The organism is Mesorhizobium sp. J18 (assembly GCF_007829525.1).
In the GTDB taxonomy this organism is placed as follows: Bacteria; Pseudomonadota; Alphaproteobacteria; order Rhizobiales; family Rhizobiaceae; genus VLJP01.
Window position 1 is genome coordinate 1 of the sequence record NZ_VLJP01000067.1, and the last position, 25,000, is coordinate 25,000.

The following is a 25,000-nucleotide window of genomic DNA, read 5'->3' on the forward strand; positions in this document are numbered from 1 at the left end:
GGTCGCCGGCCAGATCACCCCGGATTCTGATTTCGGGCGCGGCACCGCTGTGCAGTATTTTTTCGAGGGAAATCTCACTAGCGGCAGCAGCCGCCAAACGCTCAGGGTCCCCTTTCAACGCCTCCGCAACAAGATCCGGCCGATAGAGCGCATCGCGGAACTTGTCGATGGCGTAGACCTGATCAACGCCAAACGCTGCCTGCAACAATTCGTCGGAACGAGTATTGCCTGCATAAAACCCTTCTGTGGTGATCAGCAGCCATCTGGGTTCTGTGGCCTCACCATTCTGTTCACTAGAGGAGCCTCGCTGCATGTATAACCGTGCGATCTCGCGACCGCTTGCAATACTATGGATCAATATCCCTTCACCGGTTACCTGGAACAAGAGCCGACCTTGCTCATCCAGTGCAAGCTGAGATAGCTGCAGAAAGGAGGAAACCGGAACTCTCGTTATGATCGTTCCTGTCTGAAAATTGAGGATATTGATCCCGTCGGAGTCTTGACATGCAAACCTGCCGTTGGGCGGCATCGTAGCTGCTGCTGTCCCACACCAACCCAGCTCGGCAGGGTATTCCCGCAGCTTCATGCCGGTGGACGTATCGATTACCTCGATTTTAGAAGCATCTTGCTCGAGAACGTGAAGCAGTTTTCCATCCGCGGAGAAGGCAAAGGTAGATCCTTCGCTAGACGAAGATCCCATCCATCCCTCCTTCAGATATCGATCAGTCCCGTATTGTTCATTATAGGCATCCAGGTTTGCCATCTCCCGGATTTCAACAAGATCGCCGGTCACCGTGTTGAGAATGGACAGCTTTCTCTGGCCACTCATCACCAGCATCGCTGAGCCGTCATAGGAACGTACATACCCTGCGAATATATTCCGCGCTTCGGTGTCCGAAATGATCCTCTCTCGGCCGTCTTTGTTGACGATCCGTATCGGACCAAGATCGTTGGTGCGCGTTACCACACGCTCCCCTGCCGGGTTGGCAAAGCTATACCCGCGAACAGATTCGGCATCCTCGAACTCTTCGATCGGAGCTGCCTGTTCCTCCAGACGATCAAGGTCGATGATCGGCGATTCGGCAAACTCAACGCCCCACCGGATGATTTCTCCCTCATATCTCAAGGCAAAGGTGTATGGGTTGTATTGAACATCCACCTGGCTGATTTCAGGAGTGCTGCCCTCATCGATTGAGAAAATATGTGCCTGTTCCCGCACGGAGGCGCGTCGTCCCGGATCGAGACATACAGTTGCACCGTTCGACCAATTGCGTGCGAGAGACATTCCCGCAGGATTGCGCACGAGTGACCTGTCGGATTCCAATCTGATCGATGTGAGTTCCACCGTCTCGATTGTCTCGCCTGTGGCTGGAACGCCCGATGTCCAACCGAATATGTCCTGTTCATCCTTGCAGATGACAATGTCTGCTTCGGTTCCAAAGAACAGGAAATCCCCGGACAGTCGCTTCGTCTGGATGTCGAATGCCTCTACCAGCGTAGCACCAGGCTCACCCACGGCATCACCAAATTTCCAGGTCAGGAACAGATCCTGCGCCGGAATCTGCGTGAAAAAATGGGTTTCAAGGTCAGTATCGAGCCGCGTGCCAGACAATGACGAAATCTTGTCGGCCAGTTCGGAAAGTGAGGAAGCGCGGACAATCAGGTAGTAATAGTACGGGTTTATAAAACCGCTGTCATTATCACGAGCAGAGGCCTCCACGTTGACGATGGCAGAAATCTCGTCCTTCGCCTTGTCGTAAGACACGTCCAGGAAAGTTGATTCAACCTCCTTGCAAGGAACATCATCTCCAGAGCAGGTGCCTATTGCTGCAAGCGTCTCGAAACTCTGCGGATCGTGCAGCCGGACCAGATCGGCTGTGAAGGAAAGTATGTGTCCTTCCCGGTCATGCGGATTGCGCCCGAGATAACCGAACAGGCCGCGCCCCCTGAACAGGGTCTTGCCGGATGGAATGTCGATAACAAGTTCGTCGGACGGGATCTCTGGCTCGCTTATACCGCTCGTGCGATCACCTTTGAGCAGCAGTAGAGTGTTTTCATCCAGGAACGCAATATCGGAGTAGCCGCCAAAATCAGCAACATCCAGCCGGGTTACAAATTGCTGGTCCTGCGTTTTGAATACCAGAACCTCGCGCTCTCCGCCCAGCTTGCTGAGAGCGATCAGGCTTCCGTTTGGCGAGACGGCATGCTTATTGACGCGACTATCGATCGAAACAACGGGACTCACCGAAACCGCCGGCTCCCCACGCTCCTCCAAAGGAACAGTCCATTCCACGGAATCCGCTTCGACCCAACCCCGATGCGTTGCGATCCACTCGCCTTCTCTCCCAAGCTGAAGTACCGTATCGCGGCCGGCCAGGACACTGTGGGGCGCGTGTTCGGCTCCCGGTCCCCTCCTCAACTGCGCTTGGTCGCCACGGGCCTTGAGCAGTTGTGCATCGACAGGCACCGCTGACAGAGCGAACGCCGACAATGCCATGAAAACCGCTGGTACCCTCACCTGAATGCCTCCTGTAAATTGCCCTATGCTGCGTGGTGTTGCTTCATTCCGCCTTGCCGATATTCTGGATCTCCACCCGACGATTGCGCTCGTCTGCCGGATCGATACCTTCGATCAGTTCGCTTTTGCCGCGCGCGGCAACCTCGACCCGGTCAGCGGTAATGTGGTTGTGCTCGACCAGGTATTGCACAACCGAGCGTGCCCGCCGCTCGGAAAGATCCTGATTGTATTCCACCGATCCGCGCGCATCCGTATGGCCAACGATGCGGAACTTCGATCCCTGGAGTTGCTCGTTCGACAGAGCGGCGGCCAAGCGTTGCAACGTCAGCATGGAATCGTTGGACAGCCGGTCGCTGTCATATTCGAAGGCCACGCGCAGATCGATGAAAGGAACATCTTCCCCGCCGACAACCTTCACGCCGCGCCCTTGTCTTTCCTCTTCGCCTGGCTCGCCTACCAGAGACCGCGCGCCCTTGACTCGGCGTCCGGCCGCATCCATCGGTAGAAGCGCCTCGATGATTTCATCGGATGATGGGGTGACTTCTTGAGCTTGCGCCGGAAACACGGCCAGCGCGGCTCCCAGGAAAACAAGTTTGAAGAGTTTCATCGATCATTCTCCTTTGGTTTCAAGGACTGCATAGGTTGCAGAAATGCGGCGTTCCGGCAGGTTCGGATTGGGCCGCGCCAGAATGGCCTTGCGCAGCGCCGTCAGAAAAGTTCGCTCCACCTCAACGGTCGGGCGCGGTTCGTCAAATAGCGGGCTGGCAGAGGAAATGGCGATCACCATCTCCTTCCCATAGGGTTCGGACACGACGAACTTGGCCCTGCCTTCTTCACCATCGCCGAATTTGAGTTCGGTGCCGCGCCCGAGGGTTTGCAGGTTGACGGCGCTTTGCTGCACGAGATTGACGACATTGCCGTCGGCCTGAACATAGGCAACATGGATATAGCCCTCGAAAGCACCCGTACTGACCGAGAAGCTGAGCGTATCGCCCTCGGCATAGGCTGTTTCCGATAGCTGTATGGCTGGCCGCCCATCATCGGCGAGAGGCTCTTCGAGCGTCATTAGCGCCTCGCATTGCGGCCAGGGACGCAACGCTACGTCGATATCGACATCCCTTGAGCCGACAGCTTCCTTCAGCTTTTCAAGATCGTCTTCCTCTCGCACGAAGCCGGTGATCGTATGCCTGCCACCCACTTCATCTTGCGACAGATTTCCGCAACTAACGGCAGGCAGTTCAATCTTGACAACGTTTGGCGGATCAGGGGGTGTCGGCTCGGGTTCGGGTCGTGGGGGCGTGGCTTCCGGCACCCGCATTGCATAGCTGATCTGACCATGATCGAGAACCGTCTGGTAGCTAAGGCGGCCAAACCCGCGATCTCCCCAGCGCGTATCCCAACTGTTGATGAACTTGAAATATTGCCCTTTTTCGCTGTACCCGACGAGCGTTATTGCATGCCAGCCGCGCTCATACCGATTGATCGGCTCCGAACGATGCCAGACGGTGCGGCCACGCAACCGGTGAAAAGCACGATCCGTCTGTACCGATGTGATGACGGGGTGGCCATTGGCCAGTTCTGTCTTTATCTTGTCAAGAAAGGCTTCCCTGCTGTCTTCTTCACGCTTGTAGATCATGACAAAGTTGTCGATGCTGAACGGTTTCGACTGCCGTGTCATTGCTCTTAATTCTGTGCTGGGCGGAGCGCAGCTTCGGTCGGAATACGGCATGTCCTGCATCGAACTGACACCTTCCGATTGAAGAAGGATGAGGGCGTCGCGGATCGAAGCCCCGCCGGCGCATTGGCCGCGCTCAGGCTCGGGACTACGTATGATGCCATGCATATAGGCTGGACTCGGTATGTTGGATCGGGAATACCGGCCGCCGGTTGACAGGCCACTGTAATAAGAGCGTGCGGCATAGCCGACTGCCCAAGATGTACACGACCCCAACCTCCCTTGACTGCCAACCGAAGGGAACCGATCCGAAAGGTCTCGCAGTTCCGGCAGGAAATTACGCGTCAGCGGGATCCGGGGTGCCATCGCGATTTCTTCGTCGGAGGCGGGTAGCCCCCCGGTCGCATAGGGGAAATCATCCGGTTCCTGCGCTTGCGCCACCACGCCGATGGCGAAAAACAGCAAGGTTGTTCCGGCAATGCGACGTCTCCAAATCCCTATAATGTTGCGCCTCATCGACTTCATGCCTTCCGCCCAACGCTCCACCATTCATCAATCTTCGTAATCATCAATGTAGCCCGCTCCTTGTGTCTGCTCACCGCGTGCCTCGCCGATCGGGCCAGGTAAGCGTTTGCAGTGAGCCTGTCGGCAGAACCTGCAACGTGCGCGGCTCCAGCGCCCATTCAAAGCCGGATGCTTCCGTGACATCCCAGTACCGAAACGGGGGATTCCTTTCAGACAGACCGAACAGTTCCAGCCGCCGCGCGCCGTCAGCAAGGTGGCAGGCATAGAACAGATAATGCCTGGAGGGCGTGTCATTGACTTCCATGAAGAACACGCCGTCGTCGCAATCCTCTTTCCCTTCGGGGCAGAAGATGCAGCCGGATAGATCGACCTCACCGATAACAGTGTTGTCATTGCGCGCGTTGCGACGAAACTCCAGCGTCAGCGCCTCGTCCTTCGCACGCGCCTCCCAGATCAACGGAAGGAACGACATCTCGACCGAGACACCAACGGGGTCGCCGAAGCGGCTTTCGTCCATATGCAGCTTTTGGAATGGGCAATTGGGCTGACCGTAGTCAACGACATAGGCAAGGTTCGCCAGCCGCTCGCGCCCGGTCTCCAGCATGCAGGCAGCGGAATTGACATAGGCAGGCGTGTTGCCGGGCGACCTCTCGATCAGTTCGCAATAGCCTTGGCGGTAGGTCTGCCAGTCGCTTTGCGTGCGCGCCAGAAGCGCACGGTCCTCCTGACGGCAATAGGTTTTGGCGGAACGCGCGATGATGCGCTCGATTTCCGCATCAACCTGATCGCTGATCTCCAGCAGGCAGTCGCCGATCATGGCACCGCCCGTCTCGCCGAAGCGCGGGTCTTCCTGGCACTCGCGAATGTCATGCCCCACATTGCGCTCGATGGCGTATGCCTCTCGTGAAAGCGCAAAGATCGCAGGAAGGGCTAGGACTGCCAGAAGCGACAGCCCGATCCGCCCAAATTGTGCGCTGGACACTGCCATGTCATTCCCCGACAACCACATTCAATACTTCTTTGTGATAGCGATCCCCACGCTATGCCGATCCCGATCGAACAGTGCGACATTTGACCGGGATTGATGGTACTCATAATTGATCTGAGGAACGTAACCCTTGAAGGATAGACCCCGCAGCGTCGCTCCTGCTCCAAGCGTAAAGCTGTTGTCGCGACGTGGTTCACCGGTGAGCGGAAAGTCAGACCGATAGGCACGGTGTTCGTAAGATGCACGACCGTGCAGGATCAAATGCTTGTTGAACAGGTAATCCAGGGAAAGACTTGGCTGGACGGAGGCGTAGGATGTGAAGGATCGTGTGGTTTTGACCATTCGGCCGGATGTACCGATGGTGATTGCTAGCCTCGGCGATATTATGTGCCGATAGAGCAGCACGAGATCGGTTTCAGAACCATTATAGGCGTCAACCACATCATAGTTGCGCTTGGCCCATGATAGCCGACCTTCCAGGCTGCCTCGTTTCCCCAGATGGCTGCGTGCGGACAGGTAAGGCCCGACGGCATTGCTGTAGCCTCGCCATCCGGTGAACATTCTTTCTGCCGAAATGCCTGCGCCCACGCGCCAGTTGCCGATGTCTGTGGACACTTCGGAGAAACCACGCAATCTGAGGCGATCGAAACGAGACTCTGTATAACTTGCCCCTGATAGCCCGCCGCCGAGCGTCCAGGACCATTGATCAGTCAGGTCGAAGCGATAGCTGCCGGAAAGGTTGTAGGAAAAGCCGACGCCGCTCTTGGCCGCATTTTCGTTCGTGAACGGAACGCCGGCGATATAGACGGTGCTATCCGGTGTTCCGTCATTGATATTCGTGCTCGGGGCAAAGCCGATGGAGGCGCTGAGTGACCAAGGCCGTCGCTTGCGGATGGCGACAAGAAACGTATCGTAGGCGGCACGAAGGGAAGCGTTGTCGACCGTGCTTTTCAGGAACTCGAAATGGTAGCGCGCACGATCATCGTCCCCCATGAGATAGAGCGTGTGGGCGAGTTCCTGCCGCACACGTGTGAAAGAAGGGTCCCTTTCCAGTAGAGCGGAGAATTCGTCGGCGGCTTTCTCGAAACGACGTTCGCGTTTGTGAATGATAGCCTCGACCAGGGCGAGATTGTTTTCCCTGACCTTTTCGTTGCCAGCGATACTGACGGCGAACTCCCGCGCCTCATCATACCGCGCTTCGTGGAGAAGCGATAGAAGCGTTTCAAACGGAGTTTGCGCGGCGGCTTGCTGCACAAATCCGCAAAGGACGAGCGCCAACAGGAACGATAGCAGAAGGCGAAAGCGTTTCCGCTTTCGCCTCTGGATGGACAGATATGCCTGCATCGGCAAATGTCCCGCCATCGCTATTGCTTGTCGGCCTGAAAGGCACCAACCAGTGCATTATCGTCGGACACGGCCATGATCGCCCCTGCCGTTTCTGCCGCCTCAATACCGTAGAAGCCGCCTTCCACGTTGCCGGTAGCGGCCGCACCGCCCATCGTGATGTCGGTCCCTTCATAGGAAGCCTTATCCGTGCTCATCGTGGCCGAGAACCCAACATCCCCACCACCAAACGCTGCTCCTTCCACTGCGATATTGCTGATGGTGCCTTCGACATCGCCAGTACCGAAATCGGCCGTGATGTTGACGTCGCCACGAGCGTTTCCGGCGTTGGTTGGACTATCCGCGCCAACGCCAACCATCGTACCGGCGTACTCCAGCGTATCATTTGCACCCGGAAGAGAATGCTCGCCGTGGGCCGGGTTGGCACCATAAAGGGCATAGATATCCACTTTGTCGCCTGGCTGCGGGTTGAGGAAGTCACCGGACTCCAAGGTTACGACACCTGCGAACGAGGCTTTGTCTTCAGCATACAACGCGGTGAGAGCGCCGGCATCTTCTCCGGCAGCGAGCCCTGAAACCGCGTCTGCCTGCAGGGGCTGATCACCTTCTTCCGTCCAGGGCTGAAAACCAATCGTTCGCCCATCGAGGTTGCCCCCACTGAAGGCCATCGTGATCTGATCGCTGTTCTCGTTATAGTCGATCTCGGCCGTGCTCTTTTCTCCCGACGCAACCTCAATCCCGGACGGTGTAACATTTGCGGAAGCCGCCAAGCCTCCGGCCGTTGCCGTAAATCCCGGTCCAGGCCCAGGTCCTGGGCCAATCGACCCTGTTGTGCCACTCCCGCAGCCTGCTAGAAAAGCAGCAAGCGGAATGGTCGAGGCAAGCACGAATTTATTTACTGGCATGGAGATCTCCCTGTTGCTGAGAACGACGTTCTCGTTTGAATACGGCTCAGGAAGACAGGCGGGAAACCCCCATTTGAGGGGTGAGCAGGGACAAAAGTGTTTCAGATCAATGGTTCAGCGGAGCCTAATCAGCAGTGAGATCAACTCGGACTGCCTGTTTGTGCCCGTCTTCTGAAAAACAGTTTTAAGGCGGTCGCGTACGGTCTCGCGAGTGATGGCGAGCCGCTCTGCGGCCTCCCTCAAGGTCAGTCCATCAGCGAGGGCGAGACAGAGGCGTATCTCCGCTGGAGTAAGCTTGAACGATTGCGCCAAGAGTTGGTTATCCGGTGCGCCCGATGAAATACTTAAGTTTCGCATGAGCACGACGACTACACGCCGGAGAGAAACAAACCGCTTGGCAGCTGAAACAGGCTCGGGAACCGGCAAGATCGATATTTGCCAGAGAGCAGTTTCATCGCGATAAAGACGCTTGACAGTCAACGGTTGCCTACCCGCCAACAGCGACCGTACCGAGGCAATAATCCATTTATTGCAGTTCTCATCCTTCAGTCGCACCACACCGTTTGATGCGCAAATGGGGTTTCCTAGGGCGAGGGCGAGATCGGCAGCAGGGTTTGTATCCAAGAGACGCATGTTGAAGTCGACGGCAAAGCCGATGTCCTCTCCGCGATTAATCAGCGCGGCGGCTGACACCGATTTGTCGATCGCATTCGCAAACTTGCGATTGATTTCGATGGCGCGAGCGAAATGACCCTGTAGCTGTTGCATGGCCATTGCCACCGAGTCGTCAATACGATTTGCCAATGAAATCGGATAGTGAAACGAGACGTAGAGATCGTCAGCATTCCCGACGTTTAAACGTGTTCCGACACCAGCCTCGAACCCTCCTAGATGACGGTAAAAATCGCGAAAGAACTCTGTTTCGGAGAAGCTATGAAGTGGCGCTTCTGATTCCGAAACGAGGATGTGGCCTTGGGGCCGTTGTGCCCATACGCGATCCCAAGGGTTAATTGCTCCATAGTACTCAAGAAACGATTGGAAGTCAGTTGCTTCCATCCCTGTCATTATCGCAAGGTTGAATTGGTCGGAAACTTTATCCTGATTAAAAACGGCCGCGAAACTGTCGGGGATCACATTGGATATTACCTCCGTCACCGTTGCCCAACTTGAGGGGTCGAATGCGGCGTTCTCGATAACTTCCCTAGCTTCTCCCACCAGCCGGCGGTTCAATTCGGAAGTATCCAGCATTAGGGGTCCGCCCATGGAAACGAGCGGGCCAATCCGGCCGTTGGTAATAGAAGCGATATCCAGACCATGCAGAACTCCCAAGCCCTCGAACATAAAACGACGGCTGAGCGTGGAATGCAAGAATCTCACTTAGAGGAACGCGTGACCCGTTGGCGAGTCAGCAGCGACCGCGCTTCAGTTGTTTGGCTGGGACTTTCTGCTCCTCATACCACCAGATGCGATCGACATGGAGTTGATCATTGTCGGCGATGGGGCGCGAATCTCCGCGCCGCCCGCCATCGGTCAACCCCGATCCTGATGTGATTGAGTTCTGTCATGCGCGCCTGTCGGCTGTTCCGCTGCAAATGCTTCCTTCCCCTTTCCGGCCCATAGCTCCCGCGCATATTCGCTCTGCTCGCTTTTGAGCTTGTCGGCCATCCAGAGCAGCGCGCCGTAGATCACGGCGCGGTCATCGCCGGTGAGTTCCACGATACCCGCCTTGACGACGAGTCCGCCGAGTTCGATCAGATGCCGCGTGCGCTTGCGGCGCTCGACCTGCCAGCTTCGCATGTCGCTACGCGCCCGCTGTGCCTGACGCCGGTTGCGCGCTGCGCGATTGCGTTTGAGCGCCGCCTTCATCGCGGTCAGGCGCTCGTGCAGATCGCCGGGATTTGCCGCGAAAGAACACTTCCCCGCGCTTCGCCCACGCCTCCCTCTTTGCTGCGTCCGTGGTCTCGGCCAGCGCGACCAACGCACCGGCCAATTCCTCGGCGCTGAACACATCGGCTCCGGTGGCGATCACCAGTTCGCCGAGTTGCTGCACCTTGCGGGTTTTGAGTTCCTTGGCCTTGCCTTCCAGCGCCTTCAGTTCCGCGTCATAGTCCCGTGGCTTGCGCATGTTCGTATCCTTTTCCGGTCGCAAGTGGTTGATGCGGTAAGGATAGTTGCGCAGACGGCGGAACGCAGTATTGTTGCCGGGACGGTCTGGCACGGCCCGGTCCATCCCGAGATTTTTTCGAGGGAGGGCGCGCTTATACGTCGTTCCGACGTGCGCTTGACCGTGCCAATGCTTGGATCGCGATGGCGATCTATCATCTTCACGTCAAGGTCATTTCCCGCAAGAGCGGCCAGAGCGCGGTGGCGTCCGCCGCCTACCGCTCGGCCTCACGGCTGCGCGACAACCGCCTCGACCGCGATCAGGATTTTTCCAACAAGCGCGGCGTTGTTCATTCCGAGGTGCTGTTGCCGGAGAACGCGCCTGTTGTGTGGGAAGATCGCGAACGGCTCTGGAACGATGTCGAAGCCGTCGAACTGCGCAAGGACGCGCAGCTTGCACGCGAGATCGAGTTTGCCATTCCGCGCGAGATGACGCAAGCGCAGGGGATCGAACTCGCCCGCGACTTCGCGCAGGCCGAATTTGTCGATCAGGGCATGATCGCCGATCTGAATGTCCATTGGGACATCGGCGAAGACGGCATGCCCAAACCCCATGCCCATGTCATGCTGACCATGCGCGAAGTCGATGAAGACGGGTTCGGCAAAAAACAACGTGACTGGAACCGCACGGAGATGGTGGAGCGCTGGCGCGAACGCTGGGCAAGCCATGTCAACGAGCGGCTTGTCGAACTCGACATCGACGCCCGCATCGACCATCGCAGCCTTGAGGCGCAGGGCATCGATCTTGAGCCGCAAACGCAGATCGGCGCACCGGCACAAAGGATAGAGACACGTAGTGTCGAAGGCGAAGGCATCGAGGCCGCCGACCGTGCGGAGATGCACCGCGAAATCGCCCGCAATAATGGCGAGCGCATCATCGCCGATCCTTCCATTGCACTCGACGCGATCACACATCAGCAATCGACTTTCACACGCCGCGACATGGCGAAGTTCGCGCATCGGCACAGTGACGGTATCGACCAGTTCAACGAAGTCATGGGCGCGATGCGCAATTCGCCCGATCTGGTGGAGTTGGGGCAGGACGGGCGCGGCCATGACCGCTTCACCACGCGCGACATGATCGAGGCCGAACAGCGTCTGCATCGCGCGGCAGAACTCATGGCCGAGAAGGAATTGCACGACGTCAGCGACAGGGACAGAGAGGCCGCACTTGCGCGGGCGGAAGAACGCGGGCTGTCCTTGTCCAACGAGCAGGCCGATGCGCTTGCGCATGTCACCGATGGCCGCGATCTCGGGATAGTTGTCGGTTATGCCGGAACGGGAAAGAGCGCCATGCTGGGCGTTGCGCGCGAGGTTTGGGAATCTGCCGGTTACGAGGTTCGCGGCGTTGCCCTTTCCGGCATCGCGGCGGAGAATCTCGAAAGTGGATCGGGCATAGCGTCCCGCACCATCGCCAGCATGGAACATGGCTGGCAGAACGGGCGCGATACGCTCACCAGCCGCGATGTGCTGGTCATCGACGAGGCCGGCATGGTCGGCACGCGCCAGATGGAGCGCGTGCTTTCTCACGCGCAGGAGGTCGGTGCAAAGATCGTCCTTGTGGGCGATCCGCAGCAATTGCAATCCATCGAGGCGGGCGCGGCCTTCCGGTCCATTCATGAGCGTCATGGCGGTGTCGAAATCGAGACCGTGCGCCGCCAGCGCGAGGACTGGCAGCGGGATGCAACGCGCGATCTGGCGACGGGCAAAACGCGAGACGCGATCGATGCCTATGACCGTCACGACATGGTGCATCAGGCACAGACGCGCGAGCAGGCCCGCGAAGAGTTGATAGACCGCTGGGACCGTGAGCGACAGGCATCACCGGATGCCAGCCGCATCATCCTCACCCACACCAATGCGGAAGTGCGGGAACTCAACGAAGGCGCGCGGGGAAAAATGCGGGACGCCGGCGATCTGGGCGAGGACGTGCGCGTCACCGTCGAACGCGGGGAGCGCAGCTTCGCCGCAGGGGATCGCGTCATGTTCCTGCAAAACGAACGCGGGCTTGGCGTGAAGAACGGCACGCTCGGCACCATCGAGGATATCAGCACAACATCCATGACCGTGCGCACCGATGATGGCCGAAACGTCTCATTCGACCTGAAGGACTACGATCGCATCGACCACGGCTATGCCGCCACCATCCACAAGGCGCAGGGCATGTCGGTGGACCGGACGCATGTGCTGGCGACACCAGGCATGGACGCCCACGGCAGCTATGTCGCCCTGTCGCGTCACCGCAACGGCATGGAGCTGCATTACGGTCGCGACGACTTCACCAGTCAGGACAGGCTCATCAACACGCTGTCGCGTGACCGGGCAAAGGATATGGCGTCGGATTACCAGCAACAGATCGACCCGGTGCAGGATTATGCCGAGCGGCGCGGCATCACCCTCCGGACGCGTGATGTCGAGATCGAACGAGACCGCGTACTGGAAAACGCCCGCGACAGGATCGGCGATATCATCTTCGATACACGCTCTCCCGGTGACAATGCGGAAGGGCCGGAAAGGGAGGCAGCCAGCGGGGGATTAAAGCAGGAGATCGAGACAGTGGCGCAGGAAGCCGGCATCGATCCGGAAGACGCTATGCGCGATGCCCGCAGACTGGCGCTCCTACGCCATGCCCAGGCCGTGAGCAGGATCTATGCCACCGAGGATGACGGCCGCAAGGTCAGCCGCGGGCAACTGGATGAACTGGAAAGTGCCCGCAGGACATTCGATGAGCTACGCCCCTTCGGATCGAAGGATGCGGAGGAAGCCTATTCCCGAGATGCCGGCCTTTCCCACGAGGCGGCGACGGGCAGGATCGGCCGCGCCATTCGCGCCCTCCAGCTCGAAACCGAAATCCGCTCTGATCCGCAGCGCCGGGCGGATCGCTTCGTGGAACGCTGGCAGAAGCTCAGCCAGGCCAGCCAGCGCCAGTATGCGGCCGGCGACTATTCCGGCTATCGCTCCACGCGGTCATGGATGGGTGAAATGGCCAAAAGCCTCGAACGCGATCCGCAGATGGAATCCCTGCTCGCCAACCGCAGGCGGGAACTCGGCATCACCTTCGACAGGGGGTTGGGCATCAGCGGGGACCTCGCCCTCAGTCATGGTCTCGGCAGGGGAAGGGGACTGGATATCGGAATGTAGGACGGGGAAACAAGCTCACCGAGTCGCTGTAAGCGACCGCTGCCACCGATCAAGGATGCTGATGATCTTGATCGGTGTCAGCGTTCAGTTCGCTTCATTCCCTCTCTTGAATACCGTCAGAACCGCATCCCCAGCGTTAATCCGAAGGTGTGATCCTGGCTGTCGCCATTGGTGCCGAAGGCGGTGCTGTAGTCGAAGCCGAGGGTGGTGTTGTCGCCGATCTGCGCATCGAAGCCAAGGCCGATTGCAAGGTGGTCGCGCGAAAAGCCCTCGATATCGAGTTCGTAGGGCAGCGTGCCGAGGTCGGCATAGCCGAGGCTGGCGCGGCTCGATCCCTCGAAGTCATGGGTGTATTCGAGCCGCCCGCGCGGGGTCAGCACACCCCATTCCATGGGAATGTCATAGGCAAAGCGTAGGCCGAGCGTGCCCGAGAGCGTATCAATGGTCTGCTCGCCATAGATGAGGTTCCACATACCCGCGCCGCTCTCGGTGAAGGCGTCGAGCGTGGAATGGGAGCCGGACAGCCGGCCATAGGGCGAGATCAGCAGGCCGTCATTGCGATACTCGTATCCGGCCGAGAGCGAGGCAAAGAGCTGGTCGCCGCTGCGTGAGCCAGCGGCGAACTCGCCGGTCGCCGTGACAAAACGCTCGCTGTCGAAACTCATGGTGCTGTAGCCGGCCAGCCCGTCGATGAAGAACCCGGGCACCGGTCGATAGCTGCCATAGGCGGCGAGCGAGAAGGCCTCGGCGCGGCTTTCGGTGCCGTTGGAGCCGACGTCGGTGGCATCACGCCCATAGCCGACGCCGAAGCCGGCGGTCAGTTGCGGCGTGAAGCGATAATCGACACCGGCGCTCACCCCGACCAGGGTGTGATCGAGATTGATGGCGCCATCGTCATTGGTGCCGAAATTGACAAAGCCGCCGCTCCAGAAGGCGAGATCGCCAAACCGATCGGGAGCCGGCTGAGACAGGAGCGGGTTTTCGTTTTCGGCCGGAGATGGTGCAACCTGGCCGATGGAATCGAGGGCCGGATCGCGTGGCGCCTCCTGATCGGCATAGGCGGTGGCATTGTCCGTCGGCTGCTGGACGGAGACATTGACGCCGATGGAATTGCTGCGTTGCTCGCCTTCGTTGTGAAGCTGTTCGAGCCTCTGGTTGAAATTGCCGATCTGGGTGTTGGCAAAACGCTTGGCCGTTTCCGTCTGTGCCCGGATCAGGCCGATGACTTCCGGATCGAGAGAAGGATCGGGACGCGCGATCACGGTGAGGGTGACGGTCGCCGGTTCCGACGTGCCATCTTCATTGGCGAGCGTGTAGCTGAGGCTCGCGGTTCCCGCAAAAGTTCCGGAAGCCGCAAAGTGCAGGAGATAGGCATCGCCGTCCCGTTCGAGGCGGGTTTCGCCGGCTTCGCTTTCGGGAGGAGAAACAATGGCCGCCCCGGTGAACGGCCCACCAGTCGCCCCTTGCGTCAGATCGAGCGTGCCGCTGGTTCCGGCCATCACCTCCAATGTGTGGTTCTGCGCAACGGGAAGGTTCAGCGCCTCGACCGTCAATGTGACGGGTTCGGCGATGCCCTCGAAGCCATAGGCATCCGTGGCTCTGACGGTGAGCGCAAAATCGCCGTCTTCGGTGGGCGTGCCCGACAGCATGCCGTTGCTGTCAAGCGTCATGCCTTCCGGCAGCTCACCCGAGGCCAGCTCAAACGCATAGGGCTCAGTGCCGCCCTCGGCGGTGAAGCTCGCAGAACCATATTCGGCATTCACCTCGCCATCCGGTAAGTCCGGCACGGTGACGGCGATCTCGGGCGCGTCGATCACGAGTGTGTAGTCGCGGGCGCCGGTGAAGTCGTTGGCGTCGGTCGCCGCGACCGTGACGTCGAAGCTGCCCGCCTCGGTTGGCGTGCCCGAGAGGGTGCCATCTTCTGCGAGATCCAGCCCCTCAGGGAGATCGCCGTCTGCCAGCGCAAAGATATAGGGTTCGGTGCCGCCCTCGGCCGTGAGGGGAACCGGCCCGTAGGCCACGCCGCCCGTACCGTCCGGCAGCGCCTCAGGCGCAATCGTGATCGTAGCGGCATTGATGGTAAGCGTGTATTGGCGCTCGCCGGTAAAACCGGCGTCGTCGGTTGCCTCAATGGTGAACGTGAAATCGCCTGTTTCGCTGGGCGTGCCCGAGAGCGTACCGTCGCTGTCAAGCGTCAGGCCCGCAGGCAATTCGCCCGCCGTTACCGCAAAGGCATAGGGCGCGCTGCCACCCTCGGCAGTGATGTTCATCGAGTGGTACGGTGTTCCCGCCGATCCTCCCGGCAGGCTATCGGGGCCAAGGGTGATCTCCGGTGCAGCGCGCGTCACATGGACTATGTAGGTTTTTGTCGCCGCGCCATTCTCGGCCGTCACCTCAACTCTGATGGTTGTGTCGCCCACGGAAAGGAGAATTTCGGGCGACTGGTTACCTGATCCTACGGTTTGGCCGTTGACCGTAATGGTCGCGTTCTCATCATCTGCCGTCGGCGTTACAGTCACAGCTTCCGTTTCATAGGGAACTGAGGCCGTATAGGTTGTCGTTTGGCTGTCGAAACCTGGCGTCAGCGCACCCTCGCTCAAATCGAGCCGTGACAGATCGGCATTGTCGGAAGGTTCAGTGACCGTCAGGTCATATGATTCCTCAGTAGACGAATGTCCAGCGCTGTTAGTCGCCGTCACGTCGAATCTATATGTTCCCGTTTCCAGCGGCGTGCCCGAGAGGAGACCTGTCTCTTCATTCAGACTCAAACCGGCGGGAAGCGCGCCATCGACCGACCATGACCAATCGCCGAAGGGGCCATATCCATTTGTCGTCGTGAATTGCAGGTTATAGGACTGGCCGCGCACGGCATCCGGTGGCACGCCAGGAGTACCAGCGTTAGGTCTGATCAATATGAGATAGACCGAGAACCTCACGAAACAATCCTCTGTCACGTCCGTGGTGCGCCAGAGATCGCCAGAAGCATCGCTGCTGACATATTGAATGCCGCATCCGGTCGGGGCGTAAGTGTAGGTGTACTCGCTTCTTGGCTGCGTCAAAAAGTCAACGACCGAACCCGGAGGAACAGGGTCGCCCGATGAAATCGGCGCGCCATCAATGCTCGCGCTGACGTCTCCCGCCGGCCGAAACAACCAGGAGACGGTGGGTTGCTCGGCTGTTGGCTCCACATTGATGGTAACCATCCCCGGCTCGGATGTGCCTGCATCATTTGTGGCGCTGTAGGTGAAGCTGTCGGTGCCGGAAAAGTCCGCATCCGGCGTATAGGTGACATCTGTGCCGGAGACCGTCACGGTGCCGTTGTTGGGCTGTGAAGCGATGGCAACAGCACTTATCCCGTAGCCATCAATGTCGAGCTCTATGGGATTGTCCGCGCTTCCTTCATCCACCGTCACCGTGACATCGTTGGTCATCGGGGGCTCGGTCACTTCGATCGTGACATTCAGGGTAATGGGATCACAAGCGGGATCCTCGAAAGCCGCCGTCAGGGTTGCGGAGCCCGGTGTGCGAGGCCGGGCATATCCCCTCGGCGTTCCCACGCCGGCCTCCACAACGGCCGGATTGCTGCTGGTGAGGCTGGAAAGCGCGTCTGCTTCAAGATTATCGAACAGGACCTGGCGATTGGTCCCCTCAACCGGCCATGAAACCACCCCGCCATCGGATGTCGTTCCACTATCTGTACCGACGCCCGTTGCGGCCCAGGCCCATTCCCATGAAGTCGGGCAGGAAGTGGCCTGTTGCGGCTTGATCGTGAGACTGAAGTCCCAATAATCGCCTACAGGGTTGGACAAGCCATTGTCGTTCGCATAAACCCTGAAATCGAAATCACCCGCTTCCGTCGGCATGCCGGACAGGGTGCCATCCTCGAAATTCAATCCCTCGGGTAAATTTCCGACCTGCTCAAAGCTATAGGGTCCGACACCACCATCGACTGTGAACGTCACCGGACCATAGGCTGTATCAACCATACCATCAAGCAACATATCGGGGGCAATGGTCAGCAGAGTGCGCACGAAGATCGACGCCATTGCCACTTCGGATGTGCCCGCCGCGTTCGTCGCCGTATAGGTGAAACTGTCATTGCCGGAAAAGCCGGGATTCGGTGTGTAGATAATGCCACCGCCCGAGACCGTCGCCTCGCCATGGCTTGGGGTATCGACGACTTGCAAGGAGTCTATCATCTCGCCGTCGATGTCAAGAGTAACAGGATTGTCGGTGCTGTTGGCATCGATCGACGTCATTGTGTCACTGACCGTCGGGGGTGCGCTCGGATTAACGACGACAGTCACGCTCGCCATTGGGCAGTTTGCACTATCGGTCGTGGCAGATACAGTGGCCCTTCCTGGGGACTTTGCACTGTAAGAGGCGTCGGCCGCGCCACGCTCGCTGACCTCGATTACATCCGAATTCGAACTGCTGACGCTCGTAATATAGCTGTACCCACTACTATCGGAGATGCCGAAGAAGTCATTCGAACCGCCTCCGTCTCCGACATTAAGCATGACCGTCCCGCCGTCATCGGCTGAGGCGATTTGGTAACCCTCTTCCGAAAAACGCCAAGTGCAACCATTCTGGGCCTGGACCGACGTTGTCGCGGCAAAACTGACGAATAAGAATGCAAGAAAGAGCAGAAACCGGACAATGGCGCGCGTGGTTTTATCCGGCCGCGGTTCGGCAAGGCGCCTTCCGTTCGGTGCGGTCCTGCCCCGCAATCCAGCAGTAAAACGGTCAAATGCAACAGTTCCAGCCAATGGTCGTCGTGTCCCCGCATTCATGCGCCCGGACGATCCTTGTCCGGACGGGTGTCATTTGCCAGAGAAAGTAATTCCTTCACCGGGCCGCTATAACAAAAAAGTCTCGCACCAATATTTGATTGAGTCGGATTTTCGGTTTTTTTCGCCCTTCAGACGAAAAAATTCCTCCTCTGAACTTACCCAGCTGCTTATTGTGTCGTGCGTTGGTCGTTTTGAGGGCTGGCAAGCAAGGCAACGAATCAATGAGGAGGCGACTTGGTTCGCTATCACGATCTGGTTTTCCAGCCCGACATGCTGACGGCGAAACGCGATGATGGCGAAACCATTCGCCTGACCCGACAGGAGCGCGCATTGCTGCTGCGCTTCGTGCGCCAACCGCAGGAGCTCGTCACCCGCGCACAACTGCTGGAGGCGCTCGGCGATGAAACCGGCACGCTCTCGGAGCGCAATGTCGATTACCTCGTCAACCGGCTGCGCAAGAGGCTCGGTGACAGCGCGCGCTCCGCCCGCTTCATCGTCACCCAATATGGCGAAGGCTATGTCTGGGCCGCCGAGCCGGTCGAGACAGGACCGCTCTCGGCCTTTCTGCTCATTGGGCCCATTTACGGGCTGGGCGATGGCCAAAGTGCCCTCAATGGCTTTCCGCACCGGCTCGCCTCGGCCCTGAAGGCGGCCACCGGCGCAAAGCGGACCATTCTGTTCCGGCCGGGTTGGCGCTTCGATCTGCAAAGCACCGATAAGCTGGATTTCACGCTCGATGTGAGTGCGCACACGGACACCGAGCATCTGCACCTGGCTCTGGTGCTGCGCGAGGGGCGTTCGCGCCGGGTCATCGAGAGCTTCCGCCGTACATGGCCGCGGGGACGCGACCCGAACCACGTCAATGAACTGGCGCGAACGCTCACCGACGCCTTGTGGCGTCATGAAGCGCTGCCCGACGGCACGGCAACAGAACCAACCGACCGTCCGGCCCATACGCGCCTGCATGATGCGGCTGTGATGCTCACCGACGACACGATGAGCTGGCGCGAGAACGCGGCGCGTCTGAAACAGGCCCATGAGGCGGACAAGGCCGACCCAAGGCACTCGGTCATGCTGGCGCTCAACCACTATGCAAGGCTGATCCAGAGCCTCGGCGAAATTCATACCGCGCCGCTCGGTGACGATGACTGGCAGGCCTTGGAATCGGAAATCGAAGACCTTGCCTTAAGAGCATTGCCGGACGTGCACGATAAGCCGCATTTGCTGCTGGCGATCGCCAAGCTGCTGCGCTTTATCGACCGGGGCTATCTCGAACTTGCCGAACGGCTGACCGAGGAAGCCTTTCTGAACAGCACCGCCTTTGCGGCGGCCTTTTCCATGAAGGCGCAGATCGCCGCCAGCAAGGGTGAGATCGACGAGGCCGCAATCCTCTATGACAAAGCTATCGAATTGGCCGAGCCGGGCTCGCAATTCCATATCTATCTTCTGATTCTCAAAGCAGCCGCCATGATGGCCGGCGATAAGCGTGGCACGGTCGATCATCTCGCCGCCGAGCTGCACAATTTCGTTCCGGGAGGGCAAGCAGTCTTCGGTCTGTTTCTCGTCTCGCCCAAGGCCAAAACCCTCGTGCCTCCTCTGGAGCACGCCCTGGCCGCGATGCTGCCCGAGCTCGGGCAGCATCTCACGACCTACCTGTTCCGTGTGTCGGCGCGGCAATTCCGGCGCCGGATTCACCAGCGGAATATCCTCAGCGGGCTGGTGGTCCATCTCCAGCGGCATCACGGGGAAGAGGCGATCGCGCCTGAAATCGCAAAGCGCTTTCCTGAGATCATGATGCCGCCCGGAAAGCCACGCCGGAGATCAAAATGATGATTGTGGGAGCACAGGCGCTTCCTTGCCGAAGTGATCGTCTGAAACGTGGTCGGTTGTGGGGCAGTAGAAGCCCGATCGAATCACCTATCGCATCATCCGGAACTGCCGTCATCAAAGACAAGCGCCCGAGCATGGGCGGAATTTCGGATACGACAACCATCCTTTTTGCCGTCGATTATACGCCATGGTACGGCGCCGGCTAAATCTTTCTTGCGCAACGAAAATTCCTTGCTCTGACTGATCTCTGCAACCGTCAGAAACGACCAGCAGGAGGCGTCGCTACCATGCACCGACCAGACCGTATCGTCCGCATGAAGACCGTCCTTGCCCGCACCGGGCTGTCGCGGTCCACCATCTATCGCAAGATGGCCGAGGGCACGTTCCCCGCGCAACTAAAGATCAGCACTAACGGTGCCGGGTGGAGGGAATCCGACATCGATCGCTGGGTCGCCGATCCCGTCAGATGGCGGCAGGAAGGCGAAGGTGGAAGATGAGGATGAGGCAGGCAAGTTCACCATCCAGCCTGTGCCTTGGCAACTGGCAGTGGAAACGCACATCGGTCAGCATATCTCGGCGTCGTGTGCGACAGTGGCAGCATCGAGTGAGGTCGGACATCGCCGCCGTTGCGATCAACGCCAGCCAAGCATTGGCTAGTCGACCAATGACAACTTCCTGCCTGTTGGCCAAAGTGCAAGCTATATGACTGCTGTCCCAGCGACGGCTGCATTGACATCTCATGAGATGTTTCCAATATATTCCCATGAGATTGGTACTGGACACGAATGTGATCGTCGCAGCCTTTCGCAGCCGCAACGGGGCAAGCAACCTGCTCCTGCGTTTTGCGGATCAAGGTCTGGTCACGCCGCTTTGCTCGACGGCGCTGTTTCTGGAATACGAGGCTGTGCTGAGCAGGGAGGAAACGCGAGCGGCGACAGGGCACACCCTGGAGGACGTTGAAGCGGTCATGGGCGCGTTGGCGGCGATTGCGGAAGGCGTCGATATCTCGTTTCGCACGCGTCCCATGCTGGCCGATGCCGCCGACGAGATGGTGCTGGAGGCCGCATTGAACGGGCAGGCCGACGCGATCGTGACGCACAACGTCAAGGACTTCGGCCCGGCGAAGACATTGGGAATGACGATCGCCACACCGGGAGAAATTGTCAGGAGATTGGACGCATGACCCAGGCTCAACGCTACAAATACCCGCTGCAACTGCCGCAGTCGCTCAAGGATACGGCGACGCGTCTGGCACAGGAAGACGGTGTGTCGCTCAATCAGTGGATCATATCGGCCGTTGCACAGAAGATCGGTGCGGTGCAGACGGCGGACGACTTTCTCAAGGCCCGTGCCGGCAATGCCAAGCGCGGCGACTTGACGAAGCTTCTTGACAAGGCCCCCGATGTACCGCCGATGCCGGAAGATGCTGCGTAGGTCGGCAAACGGCTGTGATGCGGACGCGAATCGGCAGCTTGGCGGAAACAGGAAATTCTCCATGTTTTCGCGCGCGAAGTCGGTTTGAGCCTTACGTCAAAACCGCACCTTGCAAGTATTTGCCGCCGGTAGCCCTACTACCCTTAGTTTTTGCTTCCAAAGGGGAGTTTGTGTCCATTTCTTATCAGGTCGACCCGCAACAAGGGAGCGACCGAGATGCCAGAAGAAACGGACAACAGACCGGAAACCATCGTTCCGGCCAACGACAATCACCGGCCAGGGCCGGAAGGTGGGAAGGACGCAGACGCTGACATCGCCCCATGGCAGAAGCTGGACAAGGCGGTGCTGTCCCTCGCCCGCTTGATTGGCCGGCAGATCGCCCGCGAGCAGTTCGAGGCGTTGCAGGCCGCCAATGATAACAAGGCCCCGGCAGGAGAGGCAGAGGGCCGCAATCAGGACGGAGAGCCTGAACAGGATTGAGAGAGAGGATTGCCCATGACCCGCGTTGCCCTATACGCCCGTTATTCATCCGACAATCAGCGGGAAGCCTCGATCGAGGATCAGTTCCGGCTATGCGAGGAACACGCGGCGCGCGAAGGCTGGGGGATCGTCGAACGCCACTCGGATGCCGCCATCTCCGGCTCCAGCACCATTCTCCGTCCCGGCATTCAGCAGCTCGTGCGCGAGGCGCAGTCGGGCCGCTATGATGTGGTGCTGGCCGAGGCGCTGGACCGCATCAGCCGCGATCAGGCGGACGTGGCGACCCTGTTCAAGCATCTCAAGTTCGCCGGCGTCACCATCGTCACCCTGGCCGAAGGGGAAATCTCCGAACTCCATGTCGGTTTGAAGGGCACGATGAACGCACTGTTCCTCAAGGACCTTGCCGACAAGACAAGGCGCGGCCTTCGTGGTCGCGTCGAGAAAGGAAAGTCCGGTGGCGGCAACGCCTATGGCTATCGCGTGGTCAAACAGTATGACGCCCATGGCGAGCCGATCCGGGGCGACCGGGAGATTGTCCCCGAGGAAGCTGAGATCGTGCGCCGTATCTTCCGCGACTTCGCGGCCGGCGTCTCCCCGCGCAACATCGCAAAGGCCCTGAACAAAGAAGGCATCCCCGGCCCGAATGGCAAGCTGTGGAACAACACGACATTGCGCGGCCACGTCTCGCGCGGCACCGGCATCGTCAACAACGAGCTTTACATCGGCCGGCTGGTCTGGAACCGCCTGCGCTATATGAAAGACCCGTCCACCGGCAAGCGCGTCTCACGGCTCAACCCGGAATCGGAATGGATCATCACTGAGGTTCCCGAACTGCGCATCGTGCCCGATGAGCTCTGGAAGGCGGCGAAGGCGAAGCAGGCCGAGCTGACCGACAAATACGCCAATGTCATTGCCGCCGTGCGCCAACATCACCGCACAAACCGCCTCAACGGCACGCACCGGCCCAAGAGCCTGCTCTCCGGCCTGATCTTCTGCGGCTGCTGTGGCGGTCCCTACTCCCTGCGCGGCCAGGCTCGCTTTGCCTGTTCGGCGCATGTCACCAACAATTCCTGTTCCAACAGCCGGACCATCAGCCGCGAAGACTTGGAAACGCGCGTGCTGGCCGGCCTGAAAGACCGGATGATGGCACCGGAAGCGGCCGAAGCCGCCATGCGCGCCTTTGCCGAAGAAACCAACCGGCTCAATCGCGAGCGCCGCTCCAGTGGCGAACTCGCCCGCGTCGAACTGGCGAAGGTGGACAAGGCACTCAAGGAGATCGTGCAGGCCATCGAGGATGGTGGCTACAGCCGCATGCTCATGGACCGGCTGCGCGAACTGGAAACCCGGCAGGAGGCGCTACAGGAGCGCATGGCGACAACACCGGAGCCCCTGCCCGACATTCACCCCAACGTAGCCCACATCTACCGGCGCAAGGTCGAGCGTCTGGCCGAAGCCCTCAATCATCCGAAGGAGCGCCAGGAAGCCGCCGAAGCCTTACGCGGCCTGATCGAGCGTGTCGTTCTCACCCCCGGCCCGAAGCGCGGTCAGATCGACGCCACACTACATGGCGAACTCGGCACCATCCTGGAATGGGTCGAACGGCAAGCTGCTGGAAAGTCTGCAAAAAAGAACACTCCCAGAGGAGATTCCTCGGGAGTGTCGGTCTCGGTGGTTGCGGGGGTAGGATTTGAACCTACGACCTTCAGGTTATGAGCCTGACGAGCTACCGGGCTGCTCCACCCCGCGCCAATCGYCCGCAGCAGATACTGGCGGACGAGCATCCTTAAGAAGGGCCACTCCTGAGCTTGTCAAAAAGGGCGGCCAATTTGCCGCCGAACAAACGGCGGATGTCATAAAGAGAAGCATTGCATGCATTTAGCAGACCTGGCAGCGACCTACTCTCCCGCGTCTTGAGACGAAGTACCATCAGCGCTGGGGCGTTTCACGGCCGTGTTCGGAATGGGAACGGGTGCAGGCACCCCGCAATAACCACCAGGTCGGCAAAAGGCATGCAATATCGAGAAGCTGGCATGTGCGGCAGTCGAAGTTAGGCAGTTTGCCCACTTCACAATTGCCATTCGCACCGCAAAGCGATGGGCACAAGCAATGAGAATGATCAAGCCGATCGAGCTATTAGTACCGGTAAGCTTCATGCGTTGCCGCACTTCCACACCCGGCCTATCAACGTGGTCGTCTTCCACGACTCTCAGGGAATACTCGTTTCCAGGTGGGTTTCCCGCTTAGATGCCTTCAGCGGTTATCCCGTCCGTATATAGCTACCCTGCTATGCGGCTGGCGCCACAACAGGTCCACCAGAGATACGTCCATCCCGGTCCTCTCGTACTAGGGACAGATCCTGTCAATATTCCTACACCCACGGCAGATAGGGACCGAACTGTCTCACGACGTTCTGAACCCAACTCACGTACCGCTTTAAATGGCGAACAGCCATACCCTTGGGACCTGCTCCAGCCCCAGGATGCGATGAGTCGACATCGAGGTGCCAAACAACCCCGTCGATATGGACTCTTGGGGGTCATCAGCCTGTTATCCCCGGCGTACCTTTTATCCGTTGAGCGATGGCCCTTCCACGCGGGACCACCGGATCACTATGACCGACTTTCGTCTCTGCTCGACTTGTCAGTCTCGCAGTCAGGCAGGCTTATGCCATTGCACTCAGCGAACGATTTCCGACCGTTCTGAGCCCACCATCGCGCGCCTCCGTTACTCTTTAGGAGGCGACCGCCCCAGTCAAACTACCCACCATACACTGTCCCGGGCCCGGATAACGGGTCGCGGTTAGACATCCATGTAGATAAGGGTGGTATTTCAAGGGTGGCTCCACCGAGGCTGGCGCCCCGGCTTCAAAGCCTACCACCTATCCTACACATGCCGACACGAATGCCAGTGTAAAGCTATAGTAAAGGTGCACGGGGTCTTTCCGTCTAACCGCAGGAACCCCGCATCTTCACGGGGAATTCAATTTCACTGAGTCTCTGCTGGAGACAGCGGGGAAGTCGTTACGCCATTCGTGCAGGTCGGAACTTACCCGACAAGGAATTTCGCTACCTTAGGACCGTTATAGTTACGGCCGCCGTTTACCGGGGCTTCGATTCAGAGCTTGCACCCCTCCTCTTAACCTTCCGGCACCGGGCAGGCGTCAGACCCTATACGTCGTCTTGCGACTTCGCAGAGCCCTGTGTT

At 59.1% G+C, this 25,000-nt stretch carries 17 protein-coding genes, 1 tRNA gene and 2 rRNA genes (1 of these 20 cut by a window edge); 7 read left to right on the top strand and 13 right to left on the bottom strand.

The window, feature by feature from the left end; all coding sequences use genetic code 11:
- The 9 genes from L598_RS18495 to L598_RS18535 form a co-directional block, all read right to left on the bottom strand.
- On the bottom strand, positions 1 to 2,518 hold a 2,518-nt coding region (locus L598_RS18495; protein WP_144865021.1), incomplete at its 3' end, for a hypothetical protein.
- Positions 2,519 to 2,561: 43 nt separating this feature from the next.
- Positions 2,562 to 3,125, bottom strand: coding sequence for an OmpA family protein (locus L598_RS18500; protein ID WP_144865023.1), 564 nt, complete (start codon positions 3,123 to 3,125; stop codon positions 2,562 to 2,564).
- A gap of 3 nt (positions 3,126 to 3,128) precedes the next feature.
- The gene (locus tag L598_RS18505) at positions 3,129 to 4,742 is read right to left on the bottom strand and encodes a C1 family peptidase (protein ID WP_144865025.1); all 1,614 of its coding nucleotides are present in this window, start codon (positions 4,740 to 4,742) and stop codon (positions 3,129 to 3,131) included.
- 46 nt (positions 4,743 to 4,788) lie between these two features.
- Positions 4,789 to 5,706, bottom strand: coding sequence for a lysozyme inhibitor LprI family protein (locus tag L598_RS18510; protein ID WP_186445095.1), 918 nt, complete (start codon positions 5,704 to 5,706; stop codon positions 4,789 to 4,791).
- Between the two features lie 21 nt (positions 5,707 to 5,727).
- A complete protein-coding gene (locus L598_RS18515) occupies positions 5,728 to 7,050 on the bottom strand; it encodes a porin family protein (RefSeq protein WP_186445096.1) in 1,323 nt (440 codons plus the stop codon).
- A gap of 20 nt (positions 7,051 to 7,070) precedes the next feature.
- Positions 7,071 to 7,955: a transferrin-binding protein-like solute binding protein gene (locus L598_RS18520; protein ID WP_144865031.1), complete on the bottom strand. Its 885-nt coding sequence runs from the start codon at positions 7,953 to 7,955 to the stop codon at positions 7,071 to 7,073.
- Positions 7,956 to 8,069: 114 nt separating this feature from the next.
- A complete protein-coding gene (locus tag L598_RS18525) occupies positions 8,070 to 9,323 on the bottom strand; it encodes a helix-turn-helix transcriptional regulator (RefSeq protein ID WP_144865033.1) in 1,254 nt (417 codons plus the stop codon).
- A 162-nt stretch (positions 9,324 to 9,485) separates the two neighbouring features.
- Positions 9,486 to 9,752, bottom strand: a complete 267-nt coding sequence (locus L598_RS18530) for a conjugal transfer protein TraD (protein WP_144865035.1) — start codon at positions 9,750 to 9,752, stop codon at positions 9,486 to 9,488.
- A 4-nt stretch (positions 9,753 to 9,756) separates the two neighbouring features.
- Positions 9,757 to 10,080, bottom strand: coding sequence for a conjugal transfer protein TraD (locus tag L598_RS18535; RefSeq protein ID WP_144865295.1), 324 nt, complete (start codon positions 10,078 to 10,080; stop codon positions 9,757 to 9,759).
- 182 nt (positions 10,081 to 10,262) lie between these two features.
- On the opposite strand from L598_RS18535, the gene traA reads away from it, so the two are divergent.
- Positions 10,263 to 13,259 carry a Ti-type conjugative transfer relaxase TraA gene (gene traA / locus L598_RS18540; RefSeq protein WP_144865037.1) on the top strand — a complete coding sequence of 999 codons (2,997 nt, stop codon included), beginning with the start codon at positions 10,263 to 10,265 and terminating at the stop codon, positions 13,257 to 13,259.
- 116 nt (positions 13,260 to 13,375) lie between these two features.
- Here traA and L598_RS18545 read toward each other — a convergent pair whose 3' ends face one another.
- The gene (locus tag L598_RS18545; protein ID WP_186445098.1) at positions 13,376 to 17,575 is read right to left on the bottom strand and encodes an autotransporter domain-containing protein; all 4,200 of its coding nucleotides are present in this window, start codon (positions 17,573 to 17,575) and stop codon (positions 13,376 to 13,378) included.
- 711 nt (positions 17,576 to 18,286) lie between these two features.
- Here L598_RS18545 and L598_RS18550 point away from each other — a divergent pair.
- The 6 genes from L598_RS18550 to L598_RS18575 all read left to right on the top strand — a co-directional run bounded on the left by L598_RS18550 (position 18,287) and on the right by L598_RS18575 (position 23,509).
- Entirely contained in the window at positions 18,287 to 19,882 is a 1,596-nt protein-coding gene (locus tag L598_RS18550) for a helix-turn-helix domain-containing protein (RefSeq protein WP_210245027.1), read from the top strand.
- Between the two features lie 287 nt (positions 19,883 to 20,169).
- Positions 20,170 to 20,379 carry an AlpA family phage regulatory protein gene (locus L598_RS18555; RefSeq protein WP_144865045.1) on the top strand — a complete coding sequence of 70 codons (210 nt, stop codon included), beginning with the start codon at positions 20,170 to 20,172 and terminating at the stop codon, positions 20,377 to 20,379.
- Positions 20,380 to 20,645: 266 nt separating this feature from the next.
- On the top strand, positions 20,646 to 21,065 hold the full coding sequence (locus L598_RS18560) for a putative toxin-antitoxin system toxin component, PIN family (RefSeq protein ID WP_144865047.1): 420 nt from the start codon (positions 20,646 to 20,648) through the stop codon (positions 21,063 to 21,065).
- Positions 21,062 to 21,316, top strand: coding sequence for a toxin-antitoxin system HicB family antitoxin (locus L598_RS18565; RefSeq protein WP_144865049.1), 255 nt, complete (start codon positions 21,062 to 21,064; stop codon positions 21,314 to 21,316). The genes L598_RS18560 and L598_RS18565 overlap by 4 nt, the downstream gene beginning before the upstream one ends.
- Positions 21,317 to 21,532: 216 nt before the next feature.
- Positions 21,533 to 21,796, top strand: a complete 264-nt coding sequence (locus L598_RS18570) for a hypothetical protein (RefSeq protein ID WP_144865051.1) — start codon at positions 21,533 to 21,535, stop codon at positions 21,794 to 21,796.
- A gap of 15 nt (positions 21,797 to 21,811) precedes the next feature.
- Entirely contained in the window at positions 21,812 to 23,509 is a 1,698-nt protein-coding gene (locus tag L598_RS18575; protein WP_144865299.1) for a recombinase family protein, read from the top strand.
- Here the strand turns inward: L598_RS18575 and L598_RS18580 are convergent.
- The 3 genes from L598_RS18580 to L598_RS18590 all read right to left on the bottom strand — a co-directional run.
- A tRNA-Met gene (locus tag L598_RS18580) sits at positions 23,466 to 23,542 on the bottom strand. The two genes, L598_RS18575 and L598_RS18580, sit on opposite strands and share 44 nt — an antisense overlap.
- Positions 23,543 to 23,678: 136 nt before the next feature.
- Positions 23,679 to 23,793, bottom strand: a 5S ribosomal RNA gene (rrf, locus tag L598_RS18585).
- A 115-nt stretch (positions 23,794 to 23,908) separates the two neighbouring features.
- Positions 23,909 to 25,000 (bottom strand): 23S ribosomal RNA (locus L598_RS18590) (it continues 1,716 nt past the right edge of the window).